This is a genomic window from Methylomonas fluvii, from assembly GCF_014850975.1.
Classification (GTDB): domain Bacteria; phylum Pseudomonadota; class Gammaproteobacteria; order Methylococcales; family Methylomonadaceae; genus Methylomonas; species Methylomonas fluvii.
The window spans coordinates 870,999-896,288 of sequence record NZ_JACXST010000001.1 but is presented as its reverse complement, the minus strand read 5'-3'; the positions used below and the strand labels follow the sequence as shown (position 1 = coordinate 896,288).

Genomic DNA, 25,290 nt, shown 5'->3' with positions numbered 1-25,290 from the left:
ATGCAAGTCCCGTTACAATTCGAGTTTCAGAACGATCAGACCTTTGCCAGTTTTTTTCCCGGCAATAACGCTGAAATCGTCACGCAGTTGCAGGCCCTGGCAGAAAACGGCCAGGAACAGCAGATTTTTATCTGGGGCGATGCCGGCAGCGGGAAAAGCCACTTGTTGCAGGCCTGTTGTCAGCAAGCCAAGCTAGCGGGTAAAGACCCGTTCTATATGGCTTTTGATGCCGACCATTTGCCGGCACCGACCTTGCTGGACGGCCTGGAAGACCTGGAATTGGTCTGTTTCGACAATATGCAAGCACTGGCCGGCCACCTCGACTGGGAACACGCGCTGTTTGCTTTTTATAATACGCATCGGCAGAACAATCATAAATTGCTGCTGGCCGCCGATTGCCCGCCAAAGTTTTTAGGCTTTGATTTACCCGACCTGAAAACCCGAATGGCTTGGGGGCTGACCTTAAAAATCCAGCCTTTGCGCGACGATCAGTTAATCGAGGCGCTGACTTATAAAGCCCATTTTTTGGGATTCGACATTCCGCCGGCAGTGGGGCGATTTTTGTTGAATCATTATGTTCACGATTTAGCCGCGCTATGGCTTCTGCTGGAAAAAATCGACCGCGCCACCTTGGCCGCGCAACGCAAATTAACCATTCCGTTTTTAAAGCAGATTCTGGCTGAGGAAACATGAGTAGCAAGGTATTGATCGTGGGAGCCGGCGCTATCGGCGGCTTTTACGGAGGCCTGCTGGCCAAGGCTGGTGCGGAGGTCTCAGTGGTGTGCCGCTCCGATTATCACATCGTCAAACAGCAGGGTTACCGTATAAAAAGCCATGCCTTGGGCTGCTGGCAATTCATGCCTGACCAGGTATTGCGCGATGCCGCCGACTACGATGGTCAAGCCGATTACCTGATTTTATGCAGCAAAGTCACCCCGGACATTGATCGAGTTGCGCTGATTCGCGATGCAGTCGCTCCGCAAACCGCAATTGTGCTGATCCAAAACGGTGTCGAGATTGAAGAGGAGCTGCAACAAGCTTTCCCGGACAACCTGTTAATCAGCGGCTTGGCATTTATCTGCTGTAACCGCCTGGCTCCCGGCGAGATTAGCCACTTGGCTTACGGCAAGTTGATTCTGGGTAATCTGTCAGATAGCCACGAACCTAAAACATCGCATTTGCGTGATTTGTTCCTACAAGCCGGTATCGAATGCGTGATTAGTGAAGATATTGTCGCCAGCCGCTGGCAAAAGTGCGTGTGGAATGCGCCGTTCAACCCGCTGTCGGTGCTGTCCGGTGGCTTGGCAACTCAGGCAATATTGCAGAATCAGGAAAATTTTGTGCGCCGCGTCATGCAGGAAGTCTGTAGTATTGCCGAGGCTTGCGGCCATGCGCTCCCGGCCGATATTGTCGAAGCTCATATTGCCCTGACCCGTGATATGCCGCCCTATAAAACCAGCATGCTGCTGGATTTCGAACGCGGCCATACGATGGAAACCGAGGCTATTCTCGGCAATGCGGTGCGCGCCGCCCAGCGGCACGGTGTAGACTGTCCTTGCCTGCAATCGCTTTATGTATTGATGCAACTCCGGGAACTGCAAATCCGTTCTAATAGCCTTCTTAACTAATTCACGCAATTGACATTCTGCTTTTTGTTATTTTTCGGTTAGAATGTGAAGATTTTCATTGACCTTGTCTTTGAAGAAGCCGTGTGAATTTCGCCTCAGACCCTTGCAAAGCGAAGACCGGCCGCATATTTCGCTAGACTAGCAGCTATGTGATCCACAACCAACCGTGGCAATGGTGCTGGGGTTTAAAAGTTTTTATGTCCATTTTTAGAGTATAACCATGACTGATCTATCGCTTTACAGAAACATCGGCATCTTCGCTCACGTCGATGCCGGTAAAACCACTACCACCGAGCGGATTTTGAAGCTGACCGGAAAAATCCACAAAATCGGCGAAGTACACGATGGCGCGGCGACGACAGACTTCATGGTGCAGGAGCAAGAGCGCGGCATCACCATCCAATCGGCTGCGACTACCTGTTTTTGGCCGGGCAGCACCAACCAATTTCAACCACACCGTTTCAATATTATCGACACCCCCGGGCACGTTGACTTTACTATCGAAGTGTATCGTTCCTTGAAAGTATTGGACGGCGGTGTGGGCGTATTTTGCGGTTCCGGCGGCGTAGAGCCACAATCCGAAACCAACTGGCGTTATGCGAACGACTCCAAAGTATCGCGCGTTATCTACGTCAACAAACTGGACAGAATGGGTGCCAACTTCTACCGCGTCGTAAAACAGGTCGAACAAGTATTGGGCGCAAAACCGGTTGTGATGACACTGCCTATCGGCGAAGAAGAAAACTTTGTCGGCGTAGTCGATTTGCTGACCCGTAAAGCTTGGGTGTGGGATAACTCCGGCGACCCATTGAAATACGAAATTAAAGACGTCCCTGCTGATATGGCAGAGCAAGTGGAAGAATGGCGCGCGAAATTGATCGACCAAGTGGCTGATCAAGACGACGACATCATGGAAAAATATCTGGAAGGTGAAGAGCCTACCGTTGAAGAAATCAAACACTGCATCCGTAAAGGCACCATCGCGATGGATTTCTTCCCGACTTTTTGCGGTTCGTCTTTCAAAAACAAAGGCGTGCAATTGGTACTGGACGGCGTTATCGAATATTTGCCGAACCCAACCGAAGTTAATCCACAACCTGAAACCGACCTGGAAGGCGTCCCAACTGGCGAGCACGCGATTGTCGATGCCGACCGCCCATTGCGCGCGCTGGTCTTCAAAATCATGGATGACCGTTTCGGCGCCTTGAACTTTGTCCGCATCTACTCCGGCCGCATCAAAAAAGGCGACACGCTGTTAAACACTTTTACCGGAAAAACCGAGCGTATCGGCCGGATGGTGGAAATGCATGCCGACGACCGCAACGAGATCGAAACCGCGCAAGCCGGTGACATCGTGGCCTTGATTGGTTTGAAAAACGTGCAAACCGGTCATACCTTGTGCGACCCAGACCAACCGGCTACTCTGGAGCCGATGGTATTCCCTGACCCCGTCATCTCGATTGCTATTTCGCCAAAAGACAAAGGCAGCAACGAAAAAATGGGCATCGCGATTGGCAAAATGGTGCAGGAAGATCCGTCATTCCGCGTCGAAACCGACCAAGAATCCGGCGAAACCATCATCAAAGGCATGGGCGAGTTGCATCTTGACATTAAAGTCGACATCTTGCGCCGTACCCACGGTGTAGACGTCAACGTCGGTAAACCACAAGTTGCTTACCGCGAAACCATTACCCAACGCATCGAAGACAGCTACACCCACAAAAAGCAATCGGGCGGTTCCGGTCAATACGCGAAAATCGATTACGTCATCGAGCCAGGCGAGCCAGGCAGCGGTTTTGTATTCGAATCACAAGTAACCGGCGGTAACGTACCTCGCGAATACTGGCCTGCGGTTGAAAAAGGCTTTAAAGCCAGTATCGACAAAGGTGTGTTGGCAGGCTTCCCTTGCTTGGACTTCAAAGTCATTCTGACTGATGGTGGCTTCCACGCGGTTGACTCCTCGTCCATCGCGTTCGAAATCGCTGCCCGCGCCGCGTATCGTCAATCGATCCCGAAAGGTAATCCGCAATTGCTGGAACCAATCATGAAAGTCGACGTCTTCACGCCGGATGCCCATGTCGGTGACGTGATCGGCGACTTGAACCGCCGCCGTGGCATGATCAAATCACAAGATGCAGGTATCACCGGCGTGCGTATTAAAGCCGACGTACCGCTGAGTGATATGTTTGGATACATCGGCGATTTGCGCACTATGACATCCGGTCGTGGCCAGTTCTCGATGGAGTTCTCACACTACACCGCTTGCCCGCGCAATGTAGCGGAAGAAGTGATCAAGGAAGTTAAGGAACGTAACAAAGACAAATAAGCATCATATGGGCTGATCTTGTCGGCCCTTACTCTGCTTAGCATTACCGATCAGTCACCTGCCGCGTTAAGCGGCAGGTGCATTTTTAACCATACAGTTTCCGCTATGTACGGGAACTTGTTCATTTTACCAACCTTGGAAGAACAATATGGCTTTTGTAATCACCGAAAACTGCATCAAATGCAAATTTACCGACTGTGTTGACGTATGCCCCGTCGATTGCTTTCATGAAGGTCCTAATTTTCTGGTTATAGACCCCGACGAATGTATCGATTGCACCTTGTGCGAACCCGAATGCCCAGCTAACGCCATCCACGCGGAAGACGAGTTGCCGGAAGGTCAAGAACACTTCGCGGCACTGAACGCAGAACTGGCCAAACAATGGCCTATCATCACCGAAGTGAAAGACGCGCTGCCGGATGCCGACGAATGGAACGGTAAACCCGGCAAACTTGCGTTATTGGAAAAGTAAGAACTGTCATTGATTAATGAGATACCGACCCAATACCCTTCATATGCCGAAGGGTATTGGCTCAACCCAGCGTTAAAGCAATCGCTAGTAACTAAATTTCACCCTTCTCGACCACCGGCATAATCCAGTAATGGATACCGGACCCGGCAAATTCGGACTTCAATTTTTCCAGCAAGGCGGAAATAGCCATTTTCTCGGCGTAAATCTGAAAGCGCGCGGTTTGCTGATCGGCATCGTCGGCTTCGGTGAGAAATTTGGTGATCTTGCGCTCACCGGTATCGCTATTAAGAAGTTCTTCCTCAAAACTGATCAGGCACTCCATCATCGGCCCCTCCATGACAGGCGGCACGATAAATGAAATGGAGAACTGTTGATGATGCACGGTTCGAAAAAAATCATCTTCACTGTTAAAACGATCAGATGCATTTTTGATCACTTGCAGATACTTACCACGCCTGCGGTCGCCCTTGCGCTTTTCGATAATATCGGCAGACACAGGCGTCTGATTTTGGCGAGGGTCGTTGTACCAACTACGATGGTAATAAGGCCTAACCACCACCATTCTGCCGTTAAACCGGCGATTTTTTAGACCTTTAATAACTCTTTGCACGGAAAGCTCAGAATCCAGCGTTACCACTCCGTGATATTCGATAGTGCCTATACGGGTATCCTGTAAGGCCAGAATCTCCACATCGACTATACGGCCGGATTTTCTGAATAAACCGCTTTTCAAAGCGGGGGCCACAAATTCGGAGATTTCAGTATGCCTGGTATTAGCAGGAATGCGTCGCAAAAAGATGTTCATAGGGCTATGTGTGGCAAGAAAAATAGCTCATTCAAAAATGTTTAACCGCTGTTTGTCTGAACTGTAGCATCCCCAGTCGTTTTCTGCATACTTTATGCTTAGATGATGCCTTGTTCGATAGCCGGTACCAGCCAATAGTGCAGGCCGGAACCGGTAAAATCCGCCTTTAGCTTAGTCAATAATGCAGAAATGTTTTGTCTTTCCACATACATTTGAAAACGAATTTTGCGTTGATGTCCCGCAACCTGCTCTGCCAGCGACAAACCCTGCTGATTGTGATCGTGAACATTGGCCGGAAAACTGGTGAAACCCTGCGACCATTCCAATGACAGCAAACAATCGACCAGTGCCTCCTCCAGGCTGGGCGGCACATTCACCGTCAATAAAAACGCTTCGTGACTCATCAGCAACGCTCCGGGTGGCGGCCAAACAGTTGGTAAAGTATCGGCAGCAAAATCAGTGTTAATAAGGTTGAGGACAACAGACCGCCGGTAACCACAATAGCCAATGGCCGCTGAATTTCTGAGCCGGGACCCGACGCAAACAGTAACGGAATCAAGCCGAAGGCGGCGATGCTGGCCGTCATCAGTACCGGCCGCAACCGCCGCCCGGAACCGATAATCACCACCCGCGACAATTCCATACCGGTCGCGCACAGCTGATTAAAATAGCTGACCATCACCACCCCGTTCAAAACCGCAATGCCGAGCAGGGCGATGAAACCCACTGAAGCCGGCACCGACAGATATTCGCCGGACAACCACAGCGCGAACACGCCGCCTATCATGGCCAACGGGATATTGGACAGCACCAGCACCGCCTGCCGCACCGAGCCGAAGGTGGAAAACAACAACAGAAATATCAATCCCAGCGACAATGGAATCACCAGCGACAACCGCGCGGACGCACGTTGCTGATTTTCAAACTGACCGCCAAACGCCACATGGAAACCACCCGGCAATTTGACGCGTTCTGCCACCGCCTTGCGCGCCTCGTCAACAAAACCCACCAAATCACGACCCTCTACGTTACAACGGATCACTACGAAGCGCTGACCCTTTTCCCGGTCTATAGACACCACGCCTTCCACCGCTTGAATTTTCGCCACTGCGGTAATCGGCACATGCTCGCCATTCGGCAAACTGATTTGTAAATTATCAAAGTTGGCGGTGTTGCTGTCGCCGCGTAGCAGCAGAGGCGTACGTTTCACCCCCTCTTGGACAATACCCAGTTGCACGCCTTCAATCTGCGCGCGCAACATATCTTCGATGCTATTACTATCCAACCCGAAACGGCCGGCAGCTTCTCGATCAATACTCAACTGCAGAAACTGCATGCCTTCATTTTTACGGGTAAACACATCACTGGCGCCGGGAATGGTCTTCAGCACCGCTTCGATTTGCTCGGCTTTATGATTCAACGTATCCAGCTCGGCGCCGAATAATTTGATCGCTACGTCACCGCGCGTTCCGGTCAACATCTCCGAAACCCGCATCTCGATGGGCTGGGTAAAACCAAAGGCTATGCCCGGCGTATGATCCATAATCTTGCGAATCTCCTCGATCAGCGCTTCCTTGGTTTCCATCCGCCATTCCGCTTTGGGCTTCAGGATCAAAAACGTGTCGGTATCGTTCAAGCTCATCGGGTCCAACCCCAGCTCGTCGGTACCGACTCTGGATACCACGGTCTGCACTTCCGGGATATGCTCGAGGATGTTTTTCTGCACACGGCCGTCCAAGGCCACCGAATCCAGCAAGGTAATAGACGGCAATTTTTCCAGTTGCACGATAATGTCGCCTTCATCCATCGTCGGCATGAAAGTACTGCCGATCTGGGTGAATACCAATACGCTTGCCACCAACATCGCACCAGCGCCGATAAAGACTTTTTTGCTGTTAGTCAGACACCAGACCAGAATAGGCTGATACCACTGCAACAGTTTGCGCGGCAACCAGGGCTCCTCATGCGACACCTGTTTCAGCAACAGCGACGCCAGTACCGGGATCACCGTCAATGACAAAATCAAGGAGCCCGTTAATGCAAACACGATAGTCATCGCCACTGGCCCGAACAATTTGCCTTCCAAGCCCTGCAAGGTCAGCAGCGGTAAGAATACGATGACAATGATCAAGATGCCCGACGTCACCGGCACCGCTACTTCGCGGGTAGCGCGATAAATCAGATGCAGACGCGGTAACCTCTCGGCCTTTTGATGATCGGCCAACTGCGTAATCACGTTTTCCACGACCACTACCGCACCATCCACCAACATCCCGATCGCGATAGCCAGACCGCCCAGACTCATCAGATTCGCCGACATACCGAACGCGTACATCAGGATGAAGGTCACCAGCGCCGCCAATGGCAAGGCCAATGCGACGGTCAAGGCGGCGCGCAAATCGCCTAAAAACAGTATCAGCAGCACCACTACCAAAACGATGGCTTCCAGCAGGGCTTTGGAAACGGTGTTCACCGCCTTGCCCACCAACACCCCCCGGTTGTAGAACACATTCAGGCGCACGCCTTCCGGCAAACTGGGTTGTAATTCCGCCATCTTGCTTTCCAGTTGCTCGATAGTTTGCCTAGCATTGGCACCGCGCAAACTGAGCACCACCGCTGTCACGGTTTCGCCGTCTCCGCCTTTACTGACCGCACCATAACGCGTCAATGCGCCGATTCTGACCTCGGCAATATCGTCCACTCGCGTCGGCAGGCCTTCGTGTTGCGCCACCACAATGGCTTTCACATCCTGCTCGTTCTTGATCCGGCCTTCGGCGCGCACAATCAACGCTTCCTCGCCTTCGCTCAGCCGACCGGCACCGTCGTTGCGGTTATTATTTTGCAAAGCCGCTTTTAATTGCTGGATATCGATATTGCGAGACGCCATGCGGATATTGTCGGGCACCACTTCAAAGCTGCGCACCAGCCCGCCCAGCGCATTCACATCGGCCACGCCGCTGACGGTACGCAGAGCCGGGCGGATGGTCCAATCCAGCAATTCTCGCCGTTGCATCAGTGACAAATCGCCACCCTCAATGGCGAACATGAACATCTCACCCAGCGGCGTGGTCATCGGCGCGATACCGCCCTGCACACCCTCCGGCAAATTACTCCACAAGGCGTTCAACCGTTCCGCGACTTGCTGCCTGGCCCAATAAATATCGGTGCCTTCTTCAAAGTCCAGCGTAATATCAGTAATGGCATATTTAGCCAGCGAGCGCAGCATGGTTTGATGCGGAATGCCCAGTAGCTCAACTTCAATCGGCGCGGTAATTCTGGCTTCCACTTCTTCCGGCGTCATGCCGTTGGCCTTGACGATGATCTTGACCTGCGTCGGCGACACCTCGGGAAAAGCGTCGATGGGGATGTGTTTAACCGCATAGTAACCGCCGCCCACCAGCAACAATACGCCGAGTAAAATCAACAGCCGCTGGGTCAACGCAAAGCGAATTAACCCCGCCATTACTCGTCGCCTCCCAAACCTAACCAATTGGCTTTCAAGGCCACCGCGCCTTTTATGGCGATTTGCTCGTTGCCGGACAACGGTCCGCTGATCAAGGAATTGGCATCCTGTTTACCGGTAACAGTCACTTCGGTCACCACGAAACCATCTTGATTGCGCACAAACACATAGGCGCGCCCTTCGTTCTGGGCAATGGAGGTATTGGGTACGACGAAGCCGGTCTGTGCACTATTTTGCATGATCTGCACATTGACGTTCTGTCCCACGCGTAAACCCTCGGCTTTGCCGTCAATCACCGCCCTGGCCAATACTGTCTGATTGTCGCGGTTGACGCTTTGGCCCAGCAAACTAATTTTGGCAGTGATCTCGCTGCCTTTCAGCCGCACCGAATCGCCGAGCCGAATACCGCTCAAGCGTTCCTGCGGAATATTGATTTCCAGCCACAGTTCGGATAAATCGGCAATCCGATACAGCGGTGCCTGCATATCCAAGCGGGCACCCAAATTGGTCAGACGCTCCAATACCACCCCGTCGATGGGTGCGCGAATAGTCAAACGATTGTCCAGCTTGTGGCTTTGGCCCAAACTTTTGATCTCGGCTGCCGACATGCCGGCCAACAATAGCAACTGCCGCGCCTCATCGGCCTTGGCCGATTTGCTGCTGTGCAACGTCTGGGTTTCCTGCCATCGCCGCTGCGCAATCACACCTTCCTGCAATAATTTTTGATCGCGGTTGCGCTCTTGGCCGGATAAATTCAGTTCGCTGGCAGCGGTTAAAAATGCTTGCTGTAATCCGACGAGTTCCGGGCTGTTCAACTGCGCCAAAAGTTGGCCTTTATGGATCTTGTCGCCGATATTGACCGGCAATTGGGTGACCAGACCGGGCTGGCTGCTACTGATCAACACCTCCCGATCAGCCGGCACCACCACTTTGCCTGGCGCGTAAAACAGCGGAATTTGCTGGCTAGCGGTAAGCGGCGCGACTTTTATATCCAAATTGTCGATCTGCTGCTGTGTAATTTTGATCTGGGTATCTTGAGCAAACGCGCTTAAGGCCTGCGTCAAAAACAGGCCAAAGATTAACCGCCTCATGGCTGTATGCCTACCGCTTGATTGTAGAAAGCGATGTTGCGCTGTAATTTAACCTCTTGCAATTTGGCATTGCGAATCGCTTCCAGACTGCGAGCCTGGATTTTTAAGAGGTCCAACAGGTTAATTTCGCCGGCCGAGAAGCTGATTTCGGTCATTTTCAGATGAGTTTCGGCGATTTGTTTCAACTCGTTGGCTATTGTCAGTTCCGCCCGCGTTACTTCCAGAGCATGCTCAGCCTCGTGCAGATTTTTCTCCAATTGCCGGTAAAGATGCTCGCGCTGGGCTTTGGCATTGTTCAGTTCCAGATTAACTTTGGCGATTTCCGGCGCATTGTAAGCCTCGCCGCCGAATAGCATCACCACGCCGACGCCGACACTCTCAATGTCTTGCCCGCTACGGCCATCCCGCTGGCTTTTCGCACCTACACTGAGCTTGGGTTGATTGATAGGATCAGTGGTTTTGGTCCATTCAATTTCCGCCTGTTTGCGGTCGATAATGGCGTTGATAGCTTCCAGCATCGGATGGTTGCTGGTCACCGAGGTAATATCGCTCAGTTTTTCCTGATAATTGCCCGGCACCCGCGACAAGGTAGTCAAGCTGGCATAGGCTTTACGGCTATGCATCACTTCCGCCTCGGCTTGGGTGACCAACGCCCGGTTTTGCAGATATTCACCCTTGGCCAGCAACAAATCCGCGCGCGGTAAATCGCCCAGTTCCACCCGGCGTTCGACTTTTTTCATCAATTGCTCGGCAATCGACAAGGCATTTTGCGCCTGTTGCAACCCGATATTGGCGATTTCCATATTCCATAAAGCATCTCTGATCAAGCGCGTGACTTCCAGCTTAACCGCCGCCGATTGCTTTTGCGCCGAAACGCCGGCCCGTTCCGCTACCGCCTGACCGGCATCGCGCTGCCCCCATTTCCAGGTCGTGACTTCGACTTGGGCGGAGGCTTCGCGCGAACCCAGGTCGTCGGCAATTCGGTCATCCATGTAATTCAAACCAACAGCCGTAGAGCCGGCAACCCAAGCGTCACTGCGTTCGGCCAAGGCATTGGCTTCCTGGGCCAAGGCTTCGCCGACCAGGCGATCGGGGTATTTTTCCACGGTTATGTCGACTAATTGCGACAAACTTAGCGACGGATCGGTTTCGATAGGATCCATGTGTTCGACAATCAAATTTTCTGAAAACATTTCGCCGCGAGTCGCCCCCAAGCTCTCTCCGACAGGATTTATTTCGGCAAGGCAAGGCGCCGTAAACAGCAGTAATACAGGTAAACCGCATTTTAGATAACGGTATCCATTCATGGAGCACTCCAAAGCAGTAATTGAAAGGGCTGAGCAGCCAAAGGCCTTATGGGCTGTTGGCCAATTTTGGGGACGAGGGGCTGCCAGGTGTTAACCAAGCCGGCTTCTACAGCGAAGCCTACCCCTTTCAGAGCGGCGGCGCGCGGGATGGATTGTGAGTAAGTACGGGGTCGGGCGCGAACAGCGGTATATGCGGGGAAAAATTAACGGCTTCGATTTGCCGCGTAATCGCCAAATCAGGCACTAAGCTGACCAGCAGATAGAAAACCGGCGCCAGCCTGTCCAGCCATTGCTGCTGTTTAATCGCGGAACCCAAATTGACAATGCTATTTTGAGTTTGCAGATCGTGCTCGACAGCCATCAATGCGGGGTCGCCATCATGATCGATATGCAACGCTTCGAATTCGTGCAAATGCAGGCCGCCCTGCATGGCTTCTCTACCGACATGGGCATGCACCAGCGGCGCTGCCACTTGCAAAAGCAGCAAAAACATAACTAGAAATTGACGCAAATATGCAACCATTTATGTTTTCAGAATGTCTGTGAGGTGTCGTTAATCAGTAGCCGGCGGTTGTATAGGACAATGCGAAAGGCTATTCTACTTGAATTACGCGATTTTACCCCGAATATCGGCATACATTTATTCACTTTAGGCAAACATACCTATGAACAGAAAGATCGGTACCTTGGCAACATTATTCATTGCGCTGGCCTTACTGCTAGGCAGTGTCCAGGAAGCGCAGGCTAAACGCATGGGCGGCGGAAAGTCTTTCGGTAGCAAGCCGAGCTACAGCACGCCGTTTCAACGCTCTACCTCTCCCAGTGGAGCCAGCAGCCAGCCGACCCGTTCGGCTAGCCAGCAGCAAGCCGCTGCACAAAATCAAACAGCCAGACAAAACTGGGCCGGTCGCGGCGGCCTGATGGGCATGCTGGGCGGCTTGGCTTTAGGCGGATTATTGGGCTCATTGTTCTTCGGCGGCGCCTTCGAAAACATCAATCTGATGGACATGCTGCTGTTTGCCGGCGTCGCTTATCTGCTGTATCGCTTGTTTGCGGCCAGATCACGTCAGCAACCCGCCGCGCCAGCCGGTTACGGACCCGCTCACTCGCAACCAGCGGAATCGCAAAATTATTATCGCGAGAACCAGCAACCGGCAGCCGGCGGCTCGGGTTTCGATACCGATGTGCTGTTCAAAAAAGGCAGAACAGCAGGATCAAGCAGCAATGACTATCAACAAGTAGCTAGTTTCGATGCAAACAAGTTGCCTGCGGGATTCGATCAACGCGCGTTTTTAAGCGGCGCGGAAAGTGCCTACCGCTACCTGCAAGCCGCTTGGGATAGCCGCGACTTGGCGGAAATCCGCGGCTTAACCACCGACAAGGTGTTTGTGGAAATTCAAGAGCAATTGCAAGCCTCCAGCGCCAGCAACAAAACCGACATACTGAAACTGAACGCCGAATTAATTGATGTCCGCGAAGCCGGCACTGAACTCGAAGCGGTGGTCTTGTTCGACGCGCTGATCAGCGAAGACGGCGCTCAAGCTGAAGCCATCAAAGAAGTATGGCATTTCGTCAAACCCATCAACAGCAATCAAAGCCGCTGGTTCCTGGACGGCATTCAGCAATTTGCAGAATAATCCGGCATGACGGCGGACAGCACAAAAGTCAGACAGCGCTACGATAGGCTTGCGCCCTATTTCGATGGCCTGGAAGGCTTTCTGGAAGGCTTGCTGTTCCGCCGTTTACGTAAAAAGCTCTGGTCGCAGGCTAGCGGCGCCCACATTTTGGAAGTTGGGGTAGGAACGGGGAAAAACTTCCCGTTCTACCCTGATGACGCCCGAATCACCGCTATCGATTTCAGCCCGAACATGCTGGAGATGGCCCGCCGGAAACAACAGCGTAAACAAATTGCGGTCGATCTGGCCTTGATGGACGTGCAAGCTCTGGATTATGCCGATAATAGTTTCGACACGGTCATCGCCAGTTTTGTGTTTTGTTCGGTACCGAAACCCAGAAAGGGCCTGAAAGAGCTCTATCGCGTTTGCAAGCCTGGCGGTCAAGTGCTGTTGTTGGAACACGTTTTAAGTTCCAACAAAGCTTTGGCGATGATGATGAATTTGTTCAACCCGCTGATTTTGAATACTTTGGGCGCCAATATTAACCGGCAGACCTTAAAAAGTGTGCAAGCTTGCCCGTTCCAAAAAATCTTTGTCGATCCCGCCAGCAGCGACATGATCAAACTGATCCGCGCCATCAAATAAATCTTCATCGCAAAACCGCTCATCAGGGCGGTTTTTACTATTCAATCGCCGGCGTCTACAATGCACGCGTGCTTAATCGGGCGTAAAAGACGGAAGTTATGGCAAACAAGTTAAAATTGGCGAGCAACATTCAGCGATTGGCGCTTTTCTGTATGGCCCTGCGAACCGCCGCCCCAGCTGGGGCCGACGATACCCTATCCCATTTAAAAACCTTATCGCTTCAAGAGCTGAGTGCGACCACCGTTTCCATCGCCTCGAAAAATCAACAACCTATCAGCGAAACCCCATCGGCGGTATTCGTCATCAGCCACGAAGAAATCAGGCGTTCCGGGATGCAGTCGATTCCGGAACTGCTGCGCAAAGTACCTGGCTTGGAAGTCGCCCGGGTGGATGGCAATCAGTGGGCGATCAGTAGCCGTGGCTTTAACGGGATAAATGCCAACAAGCTATTGGTGATGATGGACGGCCGCACCGTTTACGACCCACTGAACTCCGGCGTTTACTGGAATGAGCAGGACTACCCGCTAGAAGACATAGACCGTATCGAAGTAATTCGCGGCCCCGGCGCAACACTGTGGGGCTCCAATGCCGTCAACGGCGTCATCAATATCGTTACCCGTTCCGCCCAGGAATCGCAAGGCGTATTGTTGTCAGGCGGCACCAGCAAGGAAGAACCCGGCTTCGGCACCTTTCGTTATGGCGGCCGACTCAGTCCGGATTTTAATTATCGCGTCTACGGCAAATACAATCATCGCGAGGATTTTCATTTCAGTAACGGCGACAAAGCCAACGACAGCCTGGATATGGGTCGCGCCGGTTTTCGCAGCGATTGGACTCCGGACGCCCGCAAAAACCTGATCGTGCAGGGCGATTATTTCAATGGCGACATGCAGCAATCGCTCAATAGTCTCGACCCGGTATCGCCAATTAGCCCCGACAACACCAAAAAATATGGCGGCAATCTGCTGTTACTCTGGCAGCAAACCCTGGAAAACGATAGCCGCTTACAAGTCCGCAGCTACGTAGATCATGCGGTCCGTAACAATAGCCGATTAGACTATAGACGCAGCACCTTCGATCTGGATCTGCAGCATGATTTCCGTTGGCAGGCTCATAACGTAACGTGGGGAGCGGGTTATCGCTTCAATAGCGATCAACTTCAGCAAAAACAGGTGTTGCTACACTTCGATCCTTCCGAACGCGATGTGCACTTGTTCAACGTCTTTGCGCAAGACGAATGGCGATTTCTGGCAGACGAATTGCGCTTGATATACGGCAGTAAAGTCGAGCATAACGATTTTACCGGTTTTGAGATCCAGCCCTCCGCGCGGCTGTTGTGGGTGCCCAATCAACAACACAGTCTGTGGGGTGCGGTATCCCGAGCAGTTCGCGTACCTGCCCGAGCCGATCACGATGTCAATGTCTTATTCAACGTAGGCCCCGGAACTACAGCCAACATCATGGGCGACGATAATTTTGACTCGGAGAGCGCAATCACTTACGAATTGGGCTACCGCTTTTTCCCCAACGACATCTTTAACCTGGATACGACGCTGTTTTATAGCGATTACGGCCGGCTAAGCACCACAGAACCACAAACACCGCTTGTAAACGGCGATAACATCACTATCCCGTTCCTGATTGCCAACAAGGCAAAAGGTGAAGCCTACGGCTGGGAAACTGCACTGAATTGGCGGATTTCCGAACGATGGCGCGTGCAAGGTAGTTACAGTCTGTTTGCAATTGCCTTGCACCAGCGCGACGGTAGCCTGGATAGCGCGGCGACAGTCGCAGAGGGAAATAGCGCCCGCAACCGTTTCAATCTCAGTTCCTACTTCAATCTGCCGTATCAATTGGAATTTGATGCGCATTGGTATTACACCGACCACCTGATCAATCAGGTGCCGGCCTATCATCGACTGGACCTACGCTTGGGCTGGCAGCCGAATCTGCATTTCGAACTGGCTGTCGGCGCGCAGAATTTACTGGACAACCGGCATCTCGAATTCAGCCCTAATATAGATAACGCGGTGATCAGTAGCGAATTCGAACGCAATTATTACCTTAAAGCCACGGTACGCTACTAGATGCGGCGTCCAAGCCTACGCAGATTTTTGACAAGCACCGGCGCAGTTGCGTGGCGGTGCCTGTTAATGCTGTTGTTGGCCTGTTTACCGCCGCTGCAATCATCGGGCACAGCCGGCGAGCAGCGCTTTAACGAGACGGAACTTAAAGCGGCATATTTATATAACTTTGCCTACTTCGTTACCTGGCCGACGGCCAATAAGGCATTTCTGTTTTGCAGTTACGCCAATTCGCCTGTCACCGGCATACTGGCCAAGCTGATCGAAGGTGAGCGGGTAAACGATCTACCGATGCAGATGGTTATCGACCCAATACCCGAACAATTGCACGAATGCCAGGTGATTTATATTCCGGCGCAACAGGAAAGAATTCTCGCGGCGACCCTGGAGTTTGTCAGACCCTTTCCGGTGTTGACGGTCAGCGATATTGCCGATTTCGAACACCGGGGCGGCATGATCCGACTGGCTAATGACGGCCTCCGTGTCCAACCGGTTATACAACTGAAAAATGTGACACGAATAGGTTTGGCGATTAGTTCCAAGCTATTGCGCAGTTCGCGGCTGATTGAGTAGCTGCCGACAGCAATTCTCCGGGCAAGTTTGAACATGGCTTGATGGGTTACTGATCTCGCCACCTCGCATGGGTCTGCATCTGTGCCGTCGAATGACTTTGGAGCTGAGGGGCGGCAACCCCAAGTATCTAAACCAGTAAAACAGGGTAAAGGATTAACCCATACCCTGAATCAAATTGGCCTCATAGCTAGCGAGCCGAATTAACGGTACGCTCCAATTCTTCGCGGCTGAGATGGCGCACATCCTTGCCTTTCACCATGTATATCACCTGCTCACAGACGTTGCAGGAGTGATCGCCTATCCGTTCCAGCGCGCGCGCAGCCCATAACATATCCAGGGCTCGGGTGATGTTACGCGGGTTTTCCATCATCTGCGTGATCAACTGCCGGGTGATGCTGGTGTATTCCCTATCAACCTTGGCATCCTGTTCGGTAATGGCAATCACTTCCTCGACATCGTTGCGGGCATAAGCATCCAAAGCACCGTTCAGCATGTCCTTGACCAAGTTCAGCAGATGTTCGATTTCGTAGTACTTGTCTTGATAATAATCAGCGCCTTCCAGACGCATGGTCATTTTGGCGATACGTGCGGCTTCGTCGCCAATCCGCTCCAGGTCGGTGATGATTTTGATAGTCGCAATCAGCATGCGTAAATCAAAAGCCGCCGGCTGGCGCTTGGCCATGATTTCGGTGCATTCGTGGTCGATGTCTTTTTCCATCTCGTTGACATACTGATCCTGCAGCACCACTTTTTCGGCATTTTCCATGTCGTTACCCATGAAAGCCTTGGTCGCCAGATCGACTTGCTGCTCGACTAGGCCGCCCATGGTCAGCACCTTGTTGCGAATATCTTCCATCTCCTCGTTGAATTGGCGGGAAATGTGCGATTTGATTTTGCTGTTATCCATTGTCTACCTCCTAGCCGTACCTGCCGGTAATGTAATCTTCTGTTTGTTTTTTCGCCGGATTGGTAAACAACTCGCTGGTTTCACCAAATTCGATTAATTCGCCCATGTACATAAAAGCGGTGAAATCGGATACCCGCGCCGCCTGCTGCATATTGTGGGTAACGATCACTATCGTATATTTCTCTTTTAATTCATTGATCAATTCTTCGATTTTCAAGGTCGATATCGGGTCCAGCGCCGAGGCCGGTTCGTCCAACAGGATCACTTCCGGCTCGATAGCGATGGCCCGCGCGATCACCAGCCGCTGTTGCTGACCACCCGACATGCCCAAGGCATTATCGTTCAAGCGATCTTTCATCTCATCCCATAACGCGGCGCCGCGTAGAGACTTTTCCACGACTTCATCCAGAATGCGCCGGTCATTGATGCCCTGAATCCGCAGGCCATAGGCGACGTTTTCATAAATGGTCTTAGGAAACGGATTGGGTTTTTGAAACACCATGCCTACTCGCCGGCGCAAAGCCGCAACGTTGACCGATTTATCGTATATATCCTCGCCATCCAGTAGGATCTTGCCTTTGATGCTGACGCCGTCCACCAGATCGTTCATCCGATTAATGCAGCGCAACAAAGTCGATTTGCCGCAACCGCTGGGACCGATATAGGCCGTCACTTTCTTACGCGGCATTTCCATGTTCACGCCATGCAAGGCCTGCTTCTGGCCGTAGAACAAATCCAGATTTTCGACTTTGATGCAGGTTTCCAATTGCTCGACGCTTTTTCTGTCTTCCCTTTTCAACGCGCTAATGTCAATGGCGTGGGTATTCTTTTGGGCTGTTGTCATGATATAGGGTCCAGTCTTCCGGATGGATATGCGAATTTAATTTTCCAGGGCGCGGTATTTTTCCCGCAAATTGTTACGTATCGAGATAGCGAACATATTCAGACCGATAATAACCATCACCAGTAATAGGGAGGTAGCGTAAACCAAAGGTCTGGCCGCTTCGACATTAGGGCTCTGGAAGCCGACGTCGTAAATATGAAATCCCAAATGCATAAACTTTCTGTCCAGATGCAGATAAGGAAAGTTACCGTCCAACGGTAAGGTTGGTGCCAGTTTCACCACACCAACCAGCATCAACGGCGCCACTTCGCCCGCAGCGCGCGCCACGGCTAAAATCAAACCTGTCATGATCGCCGGGCTAGCCATCGGCAATACCGTGCGCCACAGGGTTTCAGCTTTGGTTGCGCCCAAGGCCAAACTGCCTTCTCGAATCGATTTGGGAATCCGCGACAAGCCTTCTTCGGTGGCGACGATCACCACCGGCAAGGTCATCAAGGCCAGCGTCAACGAGGCCCACAGCAAGCCCGGCGTACCGAAGACCGGTGCAGGGGCCGCTTCCGGAAAAAACAAACGGTCGATATTGCCACCGATGATATAGACGAAAAAGCCCAAACCAAACACGCCATAAACGATGGACGGCACGCCGGCCAAGTTATTGACGGCAATTCGGATTACTCGGGTGATAAAGCCTTGCTTGGCATATTCGCGCAGATAAACCGCGGCGATCACGCCGAACGGTGTCACCACTACGGCCATCAGCATCACCATTAACACGGTACCGAAAATAGCCGGAAAGATACCGCCCTCGGTGTTGGCTTCACGCGGCTCATCGCTAACAAACGTGGCGAAATTACCGACATATTCGATACATTTATCCAGCACGCTCATCGTGTTGGGGCGGGTCATTTTCACCACCCGATTCAAGGGCAGGCTGATTTCTTTTTGTCCGGCTTCCGCCACCACCAGGCTGTAGCGTTTGCTTTCCTTGCTCAACTTGCCGATTTGTTGCTGGATGGCTTGGTATTGTTTTTCGTATGTCTGCTTTAGCGCGGCAAATTCCTGCTTGGCCGCATCGTTCCAGACATTTTTCAGTTCCAGCGCGCGTTGCTTCAAACGCAAGCGCTCCAATTCATAATTGATCGCCCCAACTTCGTGGTCTTGTAAACTATCGATTTCGTCGTGCTGTTCCAACACCGCAGCCAGTTTCTGCTGCGCCACCTGCCAGGCCTGCTCGCCTTGAGCGATTACCGCGCCGTCTTCTTTAACCGCCAGCAAGCGGCCGTAGAAATTACCCCACTCGCGGCGTTCCACCATGATCAAATCATCCGGCGTGGATTGGCTGTGAATATATTGCTGCTGAATCCAGCGAAAATCGCTGCCGAGAATATCGCGGTTACCGGTTTTTACCAGATGCTGCACCAGGTATTCGCCGTTATCCAGCAACTCATGGCCGGCAGCCCTGGCTTGCGCGGCCGGTAATAGCGAGGTAGCCACCGCTTCACCGATAATGGAACTCTCCGGGCCATCGCGATCTTGATAGCGATATTCGATAATGTCGGCCGGCCAAAAATGCCCCAAGCCCCGCACCGCAATCAGCAGCAGCAAGCCCACCACCAATATCAGATTCAAACTGACCGCACCGGCGGTCATCCATATCCAGGGAGAACCGCTCTTAAACCATGCTTTAATCATAATGAGCTGTATTTTTGTCTTAGATTCTGCCGAATAACTTCAGCCAGCGTGTTGACTACAAAAGTGAACATAAACAATACCAAGGCGGCCAGGAACAATACGCGATAGTGGGTGCTGTTGACTTCCGATTCCGGCATTTCCACCGCGATATTCGCCGACAGTGTGCGCAGACCCTGGAAGATGCTCAAATCCATCACTGCGGTATTGCCGGTGGCCATCAGGACGATCATCGTCTCACCCACCGCACGGCCGAAACCGATCATGATTGCTGAGAAAATACCGGGGCTGGCAGTCAGCAACACCACCTTGGTCATGGTTTGCCAGGGTGTAGCTCCCAGCGCCAAAGAGCCGGTAGTCAAATGCTTGGGTACACTGAAAATTGCGTCTTCGGCGATGGAGAAAATCATCGGAATGACCGCAAAACCCATCGCCAAACCCACGACCAAGGTGTTGCGCTGATCGTAACCGATACCAAATTCCTCGCGCATCCAGGTGCGCAGATCACCTTTAAAACATAAGGCTTCGATAGTCGGACTTAACTGAAAAGCCAGCCAGGCGCCGAATATCACCACCGGGATCAGCACCACCGCATCCCAACCGTCGGGGATTTTGTGGCGGGTTTGTTCCGGTACGAATTGCCAAAAATAGGCAAAAATCATCACGGACAGTGGCACAATCATCAATAAGGCAAAAATCCCGGTGAGATTGGCTTCCACGAAAGGCGCCAGCCACAAGCCGGCTAAAAAGCCCAAAATAACGGTGGGCAAGGCGCCCATGATTTCCACGCCTGGCTTTACGTACTGACGCACACTGGGCGCCATGAAATAGCCGGTATAAATCGCCCCAAACAAAGCCAGCGGCACACCCATCAGCATCGCGTAGAACGAAGCTTTTAAGGTGCCGAAAACCAACGGCGTCAAGCTCATTTTCGGTTCGAAATCGTTGCTGGCCGCCGAGGATTGCCAGATGTAATCCGGTTTTGGATAACTTTCGTACCAAACCTTGTGCCATAACGAACGCCACGATACTTCCGGATGTTCGTTTTCGATAGTCCAATGATTGATTTTGCCGTCTTCGGTTTGCAGTAACATTGCATTGGCGCGCGGCGACAAGGTGACGGAAACTGGCTTTCCGCCGGCGATTTTTTCCTTGATCAATTCCCGCTCGGCGGTGGAACTATAGATACCGATCTCGCCGTTGGCATCCGCCGCCAGCATACCCTTGCGGCGCTGTTCCGGATTGATGGTAATAATCGGCGCGTCGGATACTTTAAACGCTCGCAATTTTTCAATGCTGAAATGGTTTTGCTGGTCGCGGACCATGGACCATTGCGCCATCACGCCGCTGGTATCGCCGATCAGCAGAGAAATGTCGCCATTCAAAAACTCCATGCTGCTGATTTGCACGCCCTGGTTCAGCACATTAAGTTTATGTTTGATCTCGGGCTTGCTCTTGTCGAGAATATCAACCACAGTCAAATCCCCGGCACGGCTGGCCAGGTAGAGGTTGCGCAACTCTTTATCCAACAGGATGAAATCCACGTCATCCGCAGCCATTTCGACCACGGAGTCGGTGGCTTCCCAAGTGCCTTCGTCATCGAACAGCGATTCTTTTTTACTAAGACTGCTCAGCACCATGCGGTTATCAGCGGTTTTAGCCAGCAAAGTGCTGTTTTTATCGCCTAACTTCACCGCCAACTTGGTGAGCGCCTGGCCTTGCTTATCCACTACCAGCGGTTCGGCGCCTAAGGGATATTGAATAGCGGGGGTAATGACCCGCTTGCCGCCGGGATAAGACAATTTGTAATCATGCTTGACGACCACGGCACGGCCATCTGATAAACCAAAGGCGATTACCCCTTTATCGACACCGCCGTGCGCGTAACTGGTAATTTGTACTTGCTCGGGGATAGGCAGTGCATCCGCGCGAATGAGTTGGCCCGTGGCAACGCTAAAAAATATGGCTTTGCCGGTGTCGGTAAACCGCACCGCCACTTCGTTCTGCTCTTCCATCGACAGGAAAACGGTATTGCCCAGCGCCTGCTCGGGCACGTCGTAACGGCCGACCACTTCCGCATGAGAGGGCAGCAGTATCGGAAATACCACATACAGCAGATAAAAAAAGATTAACACCACCGCCAGGATAATACTCAACCCGCCGGCTACGACGCCGCGAGCCACCATTTTGTCCTTTACTAGCCGCCAACGCTGATAGCGCTCACTAGTCGCCGTCTGAAACAGCGTGGCTTTAGCTTGAGTGGAATGGGCTTCAGTCATAACAAGGTATCGTTGGTTAACAAAAAGCAGCGCCGAACAATCACAACGCGTTTAGAGACAAAAAAGCCGATAAAACTGCAGAGTTATCGGCTTGATAGTATACAAGATCATCCGCCATTACTTGGCGAAAGGGGCAATGACATTGTTTGTATTAGCCAATCCCTTGCTGCATCCATGCAGAATTGTCCCTTTATCAGGCATCCTTGGCTGATGTAATTACTGAATCAGAGTCAAAGCTTTTTCGACTGCCTTGGCTGGCAATGGAATGTAGCCGTCCTTGATCACGACTTGCTGGCCGGTTTTAGACAACACCATTTTGATGAACTCTTTTTCCATCGGTGCCAACGGCTCGTTAGGTTTTTTGTTGACGTAAACGTACAAGAAACGCGACAGGGGATAAGCACCTGATGTAGCGTTCTCAGGCGAAGCCTCAACAAACGGCTGGCCGTCCTTCAATGCCAGAGGCACGGCTTTTACACCCGAGGTGGAGTAACCGATACCGGAATAACCAATACCGTTTGCAGACGTCGTAACCGATTGTACGACCGACGCGGAACCCGGCTGTTCGTTGACGTTACTTTTGAAATCACCTTTGCACAAGGCTTCATCTTTGAAGAAACCGTATGTACCGGACACTGAGTTACGGCCATACAGTTGAATAGGTTTGCTTGCCCATCCGCCCGTCAAGCCGGCTTGACCCCAGGTGGTGATGTCAGTGGCATAACCGCATTTACGGGTTGAAGACAAGATCGCATCCACTTGCGGAAGGCTCAAGCCTTTAACCGGGTTATCCTTGTTGACGAAAACCGCCAGCGCATCGATAGCAACCGGCACCGCAGTGGGTTTGTATCCGTATTTGCTTTCGAAATCGTCGATTTCGTTGTCTTTCATTTTCCGGCTCATCGGGCCCAGATTAGCAGTACCTTCGGTCAAAGCTGGCGGCGCGGTCGAAGAACCGGCTGCTTGAATCTGAATGTTGACGTTGGGGTAAATCTTGCCGAATTCTTCGGCCCACAAGGTCATCAAGTTAGCTAAAGTATCCGAGCCAACGCTGGAGATATTGCCGGACACGCCGCTGGCTGCCGCGTATTCGGGCAAAGCAGGGTCCAAAGTCGCGGGAGCCGCCACAGCTTCGCCGCCGACTAAAGCAGCCGATGCAAAACCAAATCCTAAAACCAGCGATTTCAGCTTGAATGTATTTTTCATATATTTTCTCGAAATGTTTAAAACTTAAGATTCATATTGCCAACCTAGCGTGACAATAGTATGAAGCAAATGTGACAGTTTTATGACAACACACCTAATCCTGAACGCCCGCGAAAATCCAGCACTCCACTCAAGCCAGCCCGGACGTTTTCCAACTTTAAAAAACTGTAGCTAAAATCAACGGCTTGATCATTTTCAACATCCTCTCTGGCAAGCTCCCGCCATTGCCCGGCCTCGATCTCCGGGAAAAAGGTATCGCCCTCGAAGGTTTTATGGATTTCGGTCAGATACAAATAATCGGCATACGCCAGCATGGCTTCATATAAGGTGGCACCGCCAATCACGAATAGCTCTGGGCTATCCAAATAGCATTGCAACACGCTATCGATGTCGCTAAACACCCGGCAACCGGGCTGTTGATAACTCGGATCGCGGCTGATAATGATATTCTCCCGTCCCGGCAAGGGCCGGCCGATGGCCTCGAAGGTCTTACGGCCCATCAAGATCGGCGACCCCATGGTGATTTGCTTGAAGCGTTTCAAGTCGGCCGAGAGATGCCAGGGCATTTGGCCGTTCAGGCCAATGGCACGATTGCTGGCCATCGCCACGATCAGTGATATTTTCATGCGGAGTGTTTAAGATGGGCTTTGTGAGCAAAACATAATACTAGAAACCATCGTTTATGAAGAAAAACATCCTGCTGGTATTTACCGGCGGCACCATCGGTTCGCAGCTTAGCGGCGACACCATCAATACTAACGGCAACGCCGGCTTTAGTTTATTGCAACGCTTTGCGGAACAAGACCCCAAACCGGATTCGGTTAACTTCAAGACTTTGCAACCCGTGCAGATTCTCAGCGAAAACTTGCATCCCAGCCACTGGCCACAGATCATCGCTGCAATTGAAACCCAGGATTTGACACAATTCGACGGCATTATCGTCACCCACGGCACCGACAGCCTGGCTTTTAGCGCCGCCGCGCTGAGCCTGTATTTTAATGGTTTGTCGATCCCGCTACTCTTGATTTCCAGCGATTTGCCGCTGGATAACCCACAAGCCAACGGCGTGGCGAACTTTTTGTGTGCGGTGGAATTTATCCGTCAAATTGGTCTGGCCGGCGTGTTCGTGCCTTATCGCAATCCAGGCCAAGCGATGCTGATTCATCTCGGCAGCCGCTTGTCATCCTGTCTGCCCTTAAGTAGCGACTTTGTCAGCGTGCAGTCGCAGGCCTGGATGCGCTTCGAGAACGGACGCTTCCACTCCCTGCAAAATTTGGCCCCCGGCACTCGCTCGCCGATTGCGCTTAAACCCAACTTTTCCAAACGAATATTATTGATCAGACCTTACCCAGGCCTGGATTACGCTGCTTACAATCTCGATAAGGTCGATGCCGTGTTACACGACCTCTATCACTCCGGGACGGCTTGCGCCTCTGCCGCAGCAGGAGAGCAATACAGCCTGGTGGAATTCGTCAAACGTTGCACCAGGCAGGACATCAAAATTTATCTGGCACCGGCGCTATATTCGGAAAGCGCATACGCCTCAACTCGCGAGCTATTGGATATGGGCGCTGAAATGATCTGGAATACGTCGTTGGAAGTGGCTTACGCCAAATTATTATTGGCTTACAGCAATTTCGACACACCGCAGGCAATTTCTGAGTATTTGGCACAGAACTTGGCCTACGAACAGCTGTAATTACGGTTGGATTTTATAGTGCGTCAAGCCTGACGGCTACACTGTAGCGAGGAGCGGATTGCCAACAGGCAATCCGCTTATTCGTTGGGTACTATGGCTTAGCGGGCGCGGGTGCAGGCGGTTTTTTAACCAAAACCTTGGCGTCCGGTCCCATCGACACAGAATAGTCGGTGGAGGAAATCACGTTCTGACTGGCGATGTCCACAACCCTCAGCGACACATAGACATTGTTGTAGCCAGGAGCAAATGATCCTACGACGACCGCTTTAGCCCCGACATTATTTAAAGCTTCCTTAGTTTTATCAGGCAGTTGCAGGATGCCGGCTTCGTTTTTAGCAAAAATTTCGGTAGGCAGCTCCATACCCATCACCCGGTAACCGGAACGATGAAAGGCCGAAGAAATTTGATCGGAGACAATTCGGCCAAACGCCAGTGTTTGCTCGAGTTCGCCGACATTAACCAGCGAATTGATAACCACCAGACTGCCTCTAGGCAAAGGTTCGCGCAAATCGAGAAGGAGCTGATCGACTGCCTCGTAGCTTACCTCGACCAAATCGTCGTCTTTGACTTCGCTAGCCCGAAAACCCCGGCTGCAACCGCTCAGCATGATCAGCGCCAAAGCCATCAGCGCCATCGTCTTTTTGTTAACCATAAGA

General features: G+C 52.0%; 22 protein-coding genes. 9 read left to right on the top strand and 13 right to left on the bottom strand.

Translation table 11 applies throughout. The annotated features are described in order from the left end of the window. The 4 genes from hda (at position 1) to fdxA (ending at position 4,426) form a co-directional block, all read left to right on the top strand. Positions 1-693 (top strand): DnaA regulatory inactivator Hda, encoded by a 693-nt coding sequence (gene hda / locus EBB_RS04285; protein ID WP_192392622.1) that lies wholly within the window; start codon positions 1-3, stop codon positions 691-693. Continuing rightward, on the top strand, positions 690-1,628 hold the full coding sequence (locus EBB_RS04280) for a ketopantoate reductase family protein (protein ID WP_192392621.1): 939 nt from the start codon (positions 690-692) through the stop codon (positions 1,626-1,628). The genes hda and EBB_RS04280 overlap by 4 nt, the downstream gene beginning before the upstream one ends. A 220-nt stretch (positions 1,629-1,848) precedes the next feature. Next, positions 1,849-3,954 (top strand): elongation factor G, encoded by a 2,106-nt coding sequence (fusA, locus tag EBB_RS04275; protein WP_192392620.1) that lies wholly within the window; start codon positions 1,849-1,851, stop codon positions 3,952-3,954. A gap of 148 nt (positions 3,955-4,102) precedes the next feature. Continuing rightward, on the top strand, positions 4,103-4,426 hold the full coding sequence (fdxA, locus tag EBB_RS04270) for a ferredoxin FdxA (protein ID WP_192392619.1): 324 nt from the start codon (positions 4,103-4,105) through the stop codon (positions 4,424-4,426). Positions 4,427-4,517: 91 nt separating this feature from the next. Here the strand turns inward: fdxA and EBB_RS04265 are convergent, their stop codons facing one another. The 6 genes from EBB_RS04265 to EBB_RS04240 form a co-directional block, all read right to left on the bottom strand. Continuing rightward, entirely contained in the window at positions 4,518-5,231 is a 714-nt protein-coding gene (locus EBB_RS04265) for a DUF3240 family protein (RefSeq protein WP_192392618.1), read from the bottom strand. A 98-nt stretch (positions 5,232-5,329) separates the two neighbouring features. Next, positions 5,330-5,635 (bottom strand): DUF3240 family protein, encoded by a 306-nt coding sequence (locus EBB_RS04260; protein WP_101052728.1) that lies wholly within the window; start codon positions 5,633-5,635, stop codon positions 5,330-5,332. Next, entirely contained in the window at positions 5,635-8,694 is a 3,060-nt protein-coding gene (locus EBB_RS04255) for an efflux RND transporter permease subunit (RefSeq protein WP_192392617.1), read from the bottom strand. Before EBB_RS04255 ends, EBB_RS04260 begins: the two co-directional genes overlap by 1 nt. Then, positions 8,694-9,785: an efflux RND transporter periplasmic adaptor subunit gene (locus EBB_RS04250; protein ID WP_192392616.1), complete on the bottom strand. Its 1,092-nt coding sequence runs from the start codon at positions 9,783-9,785 to the stop codon at positions 8,694-8,696. Before EBB_RS04250 ends, EBB_RS04255 begins: the two co-directional genes overlap by 1 nt. Further along, on the bottom strand, positions 9,782-11,092 hold the full coding sequence (locus EBB_RS04245) for a TolC family protein (RefSeq protein ID WP_192392615.1): 1,311 nt from the start codon (positions 11,090-11,092) through the stop codon (positions 9,782-9,784). The genes EBB_RS04250 and EBB_RS04245 overlap by 4 nt, the downstream gene beginning before the upstream one ends. Before the next feature lie 127 nt (positions 11,093-11,219). Continuing rightward, positions 11,220-11,585, bottom strand: coding sequence for a hypothetical protein (locus tag EBB_RS04240; protein WP_192392614.1), 366 nt, complete (start codon positions 11,583-11,585; stop codon positions 11,220-11,222). Between the two features lie 172 nt (positions 11,586-11,757). On the opposite strand from EBB_RS04240, the gene EBB_RS04235 reads away from it, so the two are divergent. The 4 genes from EBB_RS04235 (at position 11,758) to EBB_RS04220 (ending at position 16,010) form a co-directional block, all read left to right on the top strand. Then, entirely contained in the window at positions 11,758-12,729 is a 972-nt protein-coding gene (locus EBB_RS04235) for a Tim44 domain-containing protein (RefSeq protein WP_192392613.1), read from the top strand. A gap of 6 nt (positions 12,730-12,735) precedes the next feature. Beyond that, entirely contained in the window at positions 12,736-13,353 is a 618-nt protein-coding gene (locus tag EBB_RS04230) for a class I SAM-dependent methyltransferase (protein ID WP_192392612.1), read from the top strand. A 98-nt stretch (positions 13,354-13,451) separates the two neighbouring features. Continuing rightward, the gene (locus EBB_RS04225; protein ID WP_192392611.1) at positions 13,452-15,440 is read left to right on the top strand and encodes a TOL_0244 family TonB-dependent receptor; all 1,989 of its coding nucleotides are present in this window, start codon (positions 13,452-13,454) and stop codon (positions 15,438-15,440) included. 66 nt (positions 15,441-15,506) lie between these two features. Beyond that, a complete protein-coding gene (locus EBB_RS04220; RefSeq protein ID WP_192392610.1) occupies positions 15,507-16,010 on the top strand; it encodes a YfiR family protein in 504 nt (167 codons plus the stop codon). Positions 16,011-16,197: 187 nt separating this feature from the next. Here EBB_RS04220 and phoU read toward each other — a convergent pair whose 3' ends face one another. From phoU to EBB_RS04190, 6 genes are all read right to left on the bottom strand, one after another. After that, positions 16,198-16,917, bottom strand: a complete 720-nt coding sequence (phoU, locus tag EBB_RS04215; RefSeq protein ID WP_033156873.1) for a phosphate signaling complex protein PhoU — start codon at positions 16,915-16,917, stop codon at positions 16,198-16,200. A gap of 10 nt (positions 16,918-16,927) precedes the next feature. Next, entirely contained in the window at positions 16,928-17,761 is an 834-nt protein-coding gene (pstB, locus tag EBB_RS04210; RefSeq protein ID WP_033156874.1) for a phosphate ABC transporter ATP-binding protein PstB, read from the bottom strand. Between the two features lie 36 nt (positions 17,762-17,797). Then, positions 17,798-19,453 (bottom strand): phosphate ABC transporter permease PstA, encoded by a 1,656-nt coding sequence (gene pstA / locus EBB_RS04205; protein ID WP_192392609.1) that lies wholly within the window; start codon positions 19,451-19,453, stop codon positions 17,798-17,800. Continuing rightward, positions 19,450-21,729, bottom strand: coding sequence for an ABC transporter permease subunit (locus EBB_RS04200; protein WP_192392608.1), 2,280 nt, complete (start codon positions 21,727-21,729; stop codon positions 19,450-19,452). Before EBB_RS04200 ends, pstA begins: the two co-directional genes overlap by 4 nt. A gap of 216 nt (positions 21,730-21,945) precedes the next feature. Further along, entirely contained in the window at positions 21,946-22,935 is a 990-nt protein-coding gene (locus EBB_RS04195) for a PstS family phosphate ABC transporter substrate-binding protein (protein ID WP_192392607.1), read from the bottom strand. Positions 22,936-23,015: 80 nt separating this feature from the next. Continuing rightward, positions 23,016-23,561, bottom strand: a complete 546-nt coding sequence (locus EBB_RS04190; RefSeq protein ID WP_192392606.1) for a dihydrofolate reductase — start codon at positions 23,559-23,561, stop codon at positions 23,016-23,018. Positions 23,562-23,617: 56 nt separating this feature from the next. Between EBB_RS04190 and EBB_RS04185 the strand changes: the two genes are divergently transcribed. Next, positions 23,618-24,634 carry an asparaginase gene (locus EBB_RS04185; protein WP_192392605.1) on the top strand — a complete coding sequence of 339 codons (1,017 nt, stop codon included), beginning with the start codon at positions 23,618-23,620 and terminating at the stop codon, positions 24,632-24,634. A gap of 91 nt (positions 24,635-24,725) precedes the next feature. Here EBB_RS04185 and EBB_RS04180 read toward each other — a convergent pair whose 3' ends face one another. Then, complete coding sequence (locus EBB_RS04180) at positions 24,726-25,286, bottom strand: FlgO family outer membrane protein (RefSeq protein ID WP_192392604.1); 561 nt, start codon at positions 25,284-25,286, stop codon at positions 24,726-24,728. Positions 25,287-25,290 lie beyond the last annotated feature (4 nt).

What these genes read in the sequence shown, in the direction of transcription:
- hda (WP_192392622.1), top strand. Translation starts at nt 1, where the DNA reads ATGCAAGTCCCGTTACAATTCGAGTTTCAGAACGATCAGACCTTTGCC.
- EBB_RS04280 (WP_192392621.1), top strand. Translation starts at nt 690, where the DNA reads ATGAGTAGCAAGGTATTGATCGTGGGAGCCGGCGCTATCGGCGGCTTT.
- fusA (WP_192392620.1), top strand. Translation starts at nt 1,849, where the DNA reads ATGACTGATCTATCGCTTTACAGAAACATCGGCATCTTCGCTCACGTC.
- fdxA (WP_192392619.1), top strand. Translation starts at nt 4,103, where the DNA reads ATGGCTTTTGTAATCACCGAAAACTGCATCAAATGCAAATTTACCGAC.
- EBB_RS04265 (WP_192392618.1), bottom strand. Translation starts at nt 5,231, where the DNA reads ATGAACATCTTTTTGCGACGCATTCCTGCTAATACCAGGCATACTGAA.
- EBB_RS04260 (WP_101052728.1), bottom strand. Translation starts at nt 5,635, where the DNA reads ATGAGTCACGAAGCGTTTTTATTGACGGTGAATGTGCCGCCCAGCCTG.
- EBB_RS04255 (WP_192392617.1), bottom strand. Translation starts at nt 8,694, where the DNA reads ATGGCGGGGTTAATTCGCTTTGCGTTGACCCAGCGGCTGTTGATTTTA.
- EBB_RS04250 (WP_192392616.1), bottom strand. Translation starts at nt 9,785, where the DNA reads ATGAGGCGGTTAATCTTTGGCCTGTTTTTGACGCAGGCCTTAAGCGCG.
- EBB_RS04245 (WP_192392615.1), bottom strand. Translation starts at nt 11,092, where the DNA reads ATGAATGGATACCGTTATCTAAAATGCGGTTTACCTGTATTACTGCTG.
- EBB_RS04240 (WP_192392614.1), bottom strand. Translation starts at nt 11,585, where the DNA reads ATGTTTTTGCTGCTTTTGCAAGTGGCAGCGCCGCTGGTGCATGCCCAT.
- EBB_RS04235 (WP_192392613.1), top strand. Translation starts at nt 11,758, where the DNA reads ATGAACAGAAAGATCGGTACCTTGGCAACATTATTCATTGCGCTGGCC.
- EBB_RS04230 (WP_192392612.1), top strand. Translation starts at nt 12,736, where the DNA reads ATGACGGCGGACAGCACAAAAGTCAGACAGCGCTACGATAGGCTTGCG.
- EBB_RS04225 (WP_192392611.1), top strand. Translation starts at nt 13,452, where the DNA reads ATGGCAAACAAGTTAAAATTGGCGAGCAACATTCAGCGATTGGCGCTT.
- EBB_RS04220 (WP_192392610.1), top strand. Translation starts at nt 15,507, where the DNA reads ATGCTGTTGTTGGCCTGTTTACCGCCGCTGCAATCATCGGGCACAGCC.
- phoU (WP_033156873.1), bottom strand. Translation starts at nt 16,917, where the DNA reads ATGGATAACAGCAAAATCAAATCGCACATTTCCCGCCAATTCAACGAG.
- pstB (WP_033156874.1), bottom strand. Translation starts at nt 17,761, where the DNA reads ATGACAACAGCCCAAAAGAATACCCACGCCATTGACATTAGCGCGTTG.
- pstA (WP_192392609.1), bottom strand. Translation starts at nt 19,453, where the DNA reads ATGATTAAAGCATGGTTTAAGAGCGGTTCTCCCTGGATATGGATGACC.
- EBB_RS04200 (WP_192392608.1), bottom strand. Translation starts at nt 21,729, where the DNA reads ATGACTGAAGCCCATTCCACTCAAGCTAAAGCCACGCTGTTTCAGACG.
- EBB_RS04195 (WP_192392607.1), bottom strand. Translation starts at nt 22,935, where the DNA reads ATGAAAAATACATTCAAGCTGAAATCGCTGGTTTTAGGATTTGGTTTT.
- EBB_RS04190 (WP_192392606.1), bottom strand. Translation starts at nt 23,561, where the DNA reads ATGAAAATATCACTGATCGTGGCGATGGCCAGCAATCGTGCCATTGGC.
- EBB_RS04185 (WP_192392605.1), top strand. Translation starts at nt 23,618, where the DNA reads ATGAAGAAAAACATCCTGCTGGTATTTACCGGCGGCACCATCGGTTCG.
- EBB_RS04180 (WP_192392604.1), bottom strand. Translation starts at nt 25,286, where the DNA reads ATGGTTAACAAAAAGACGATGGCGCTGATGGCTTTGGCGCTGATCATG.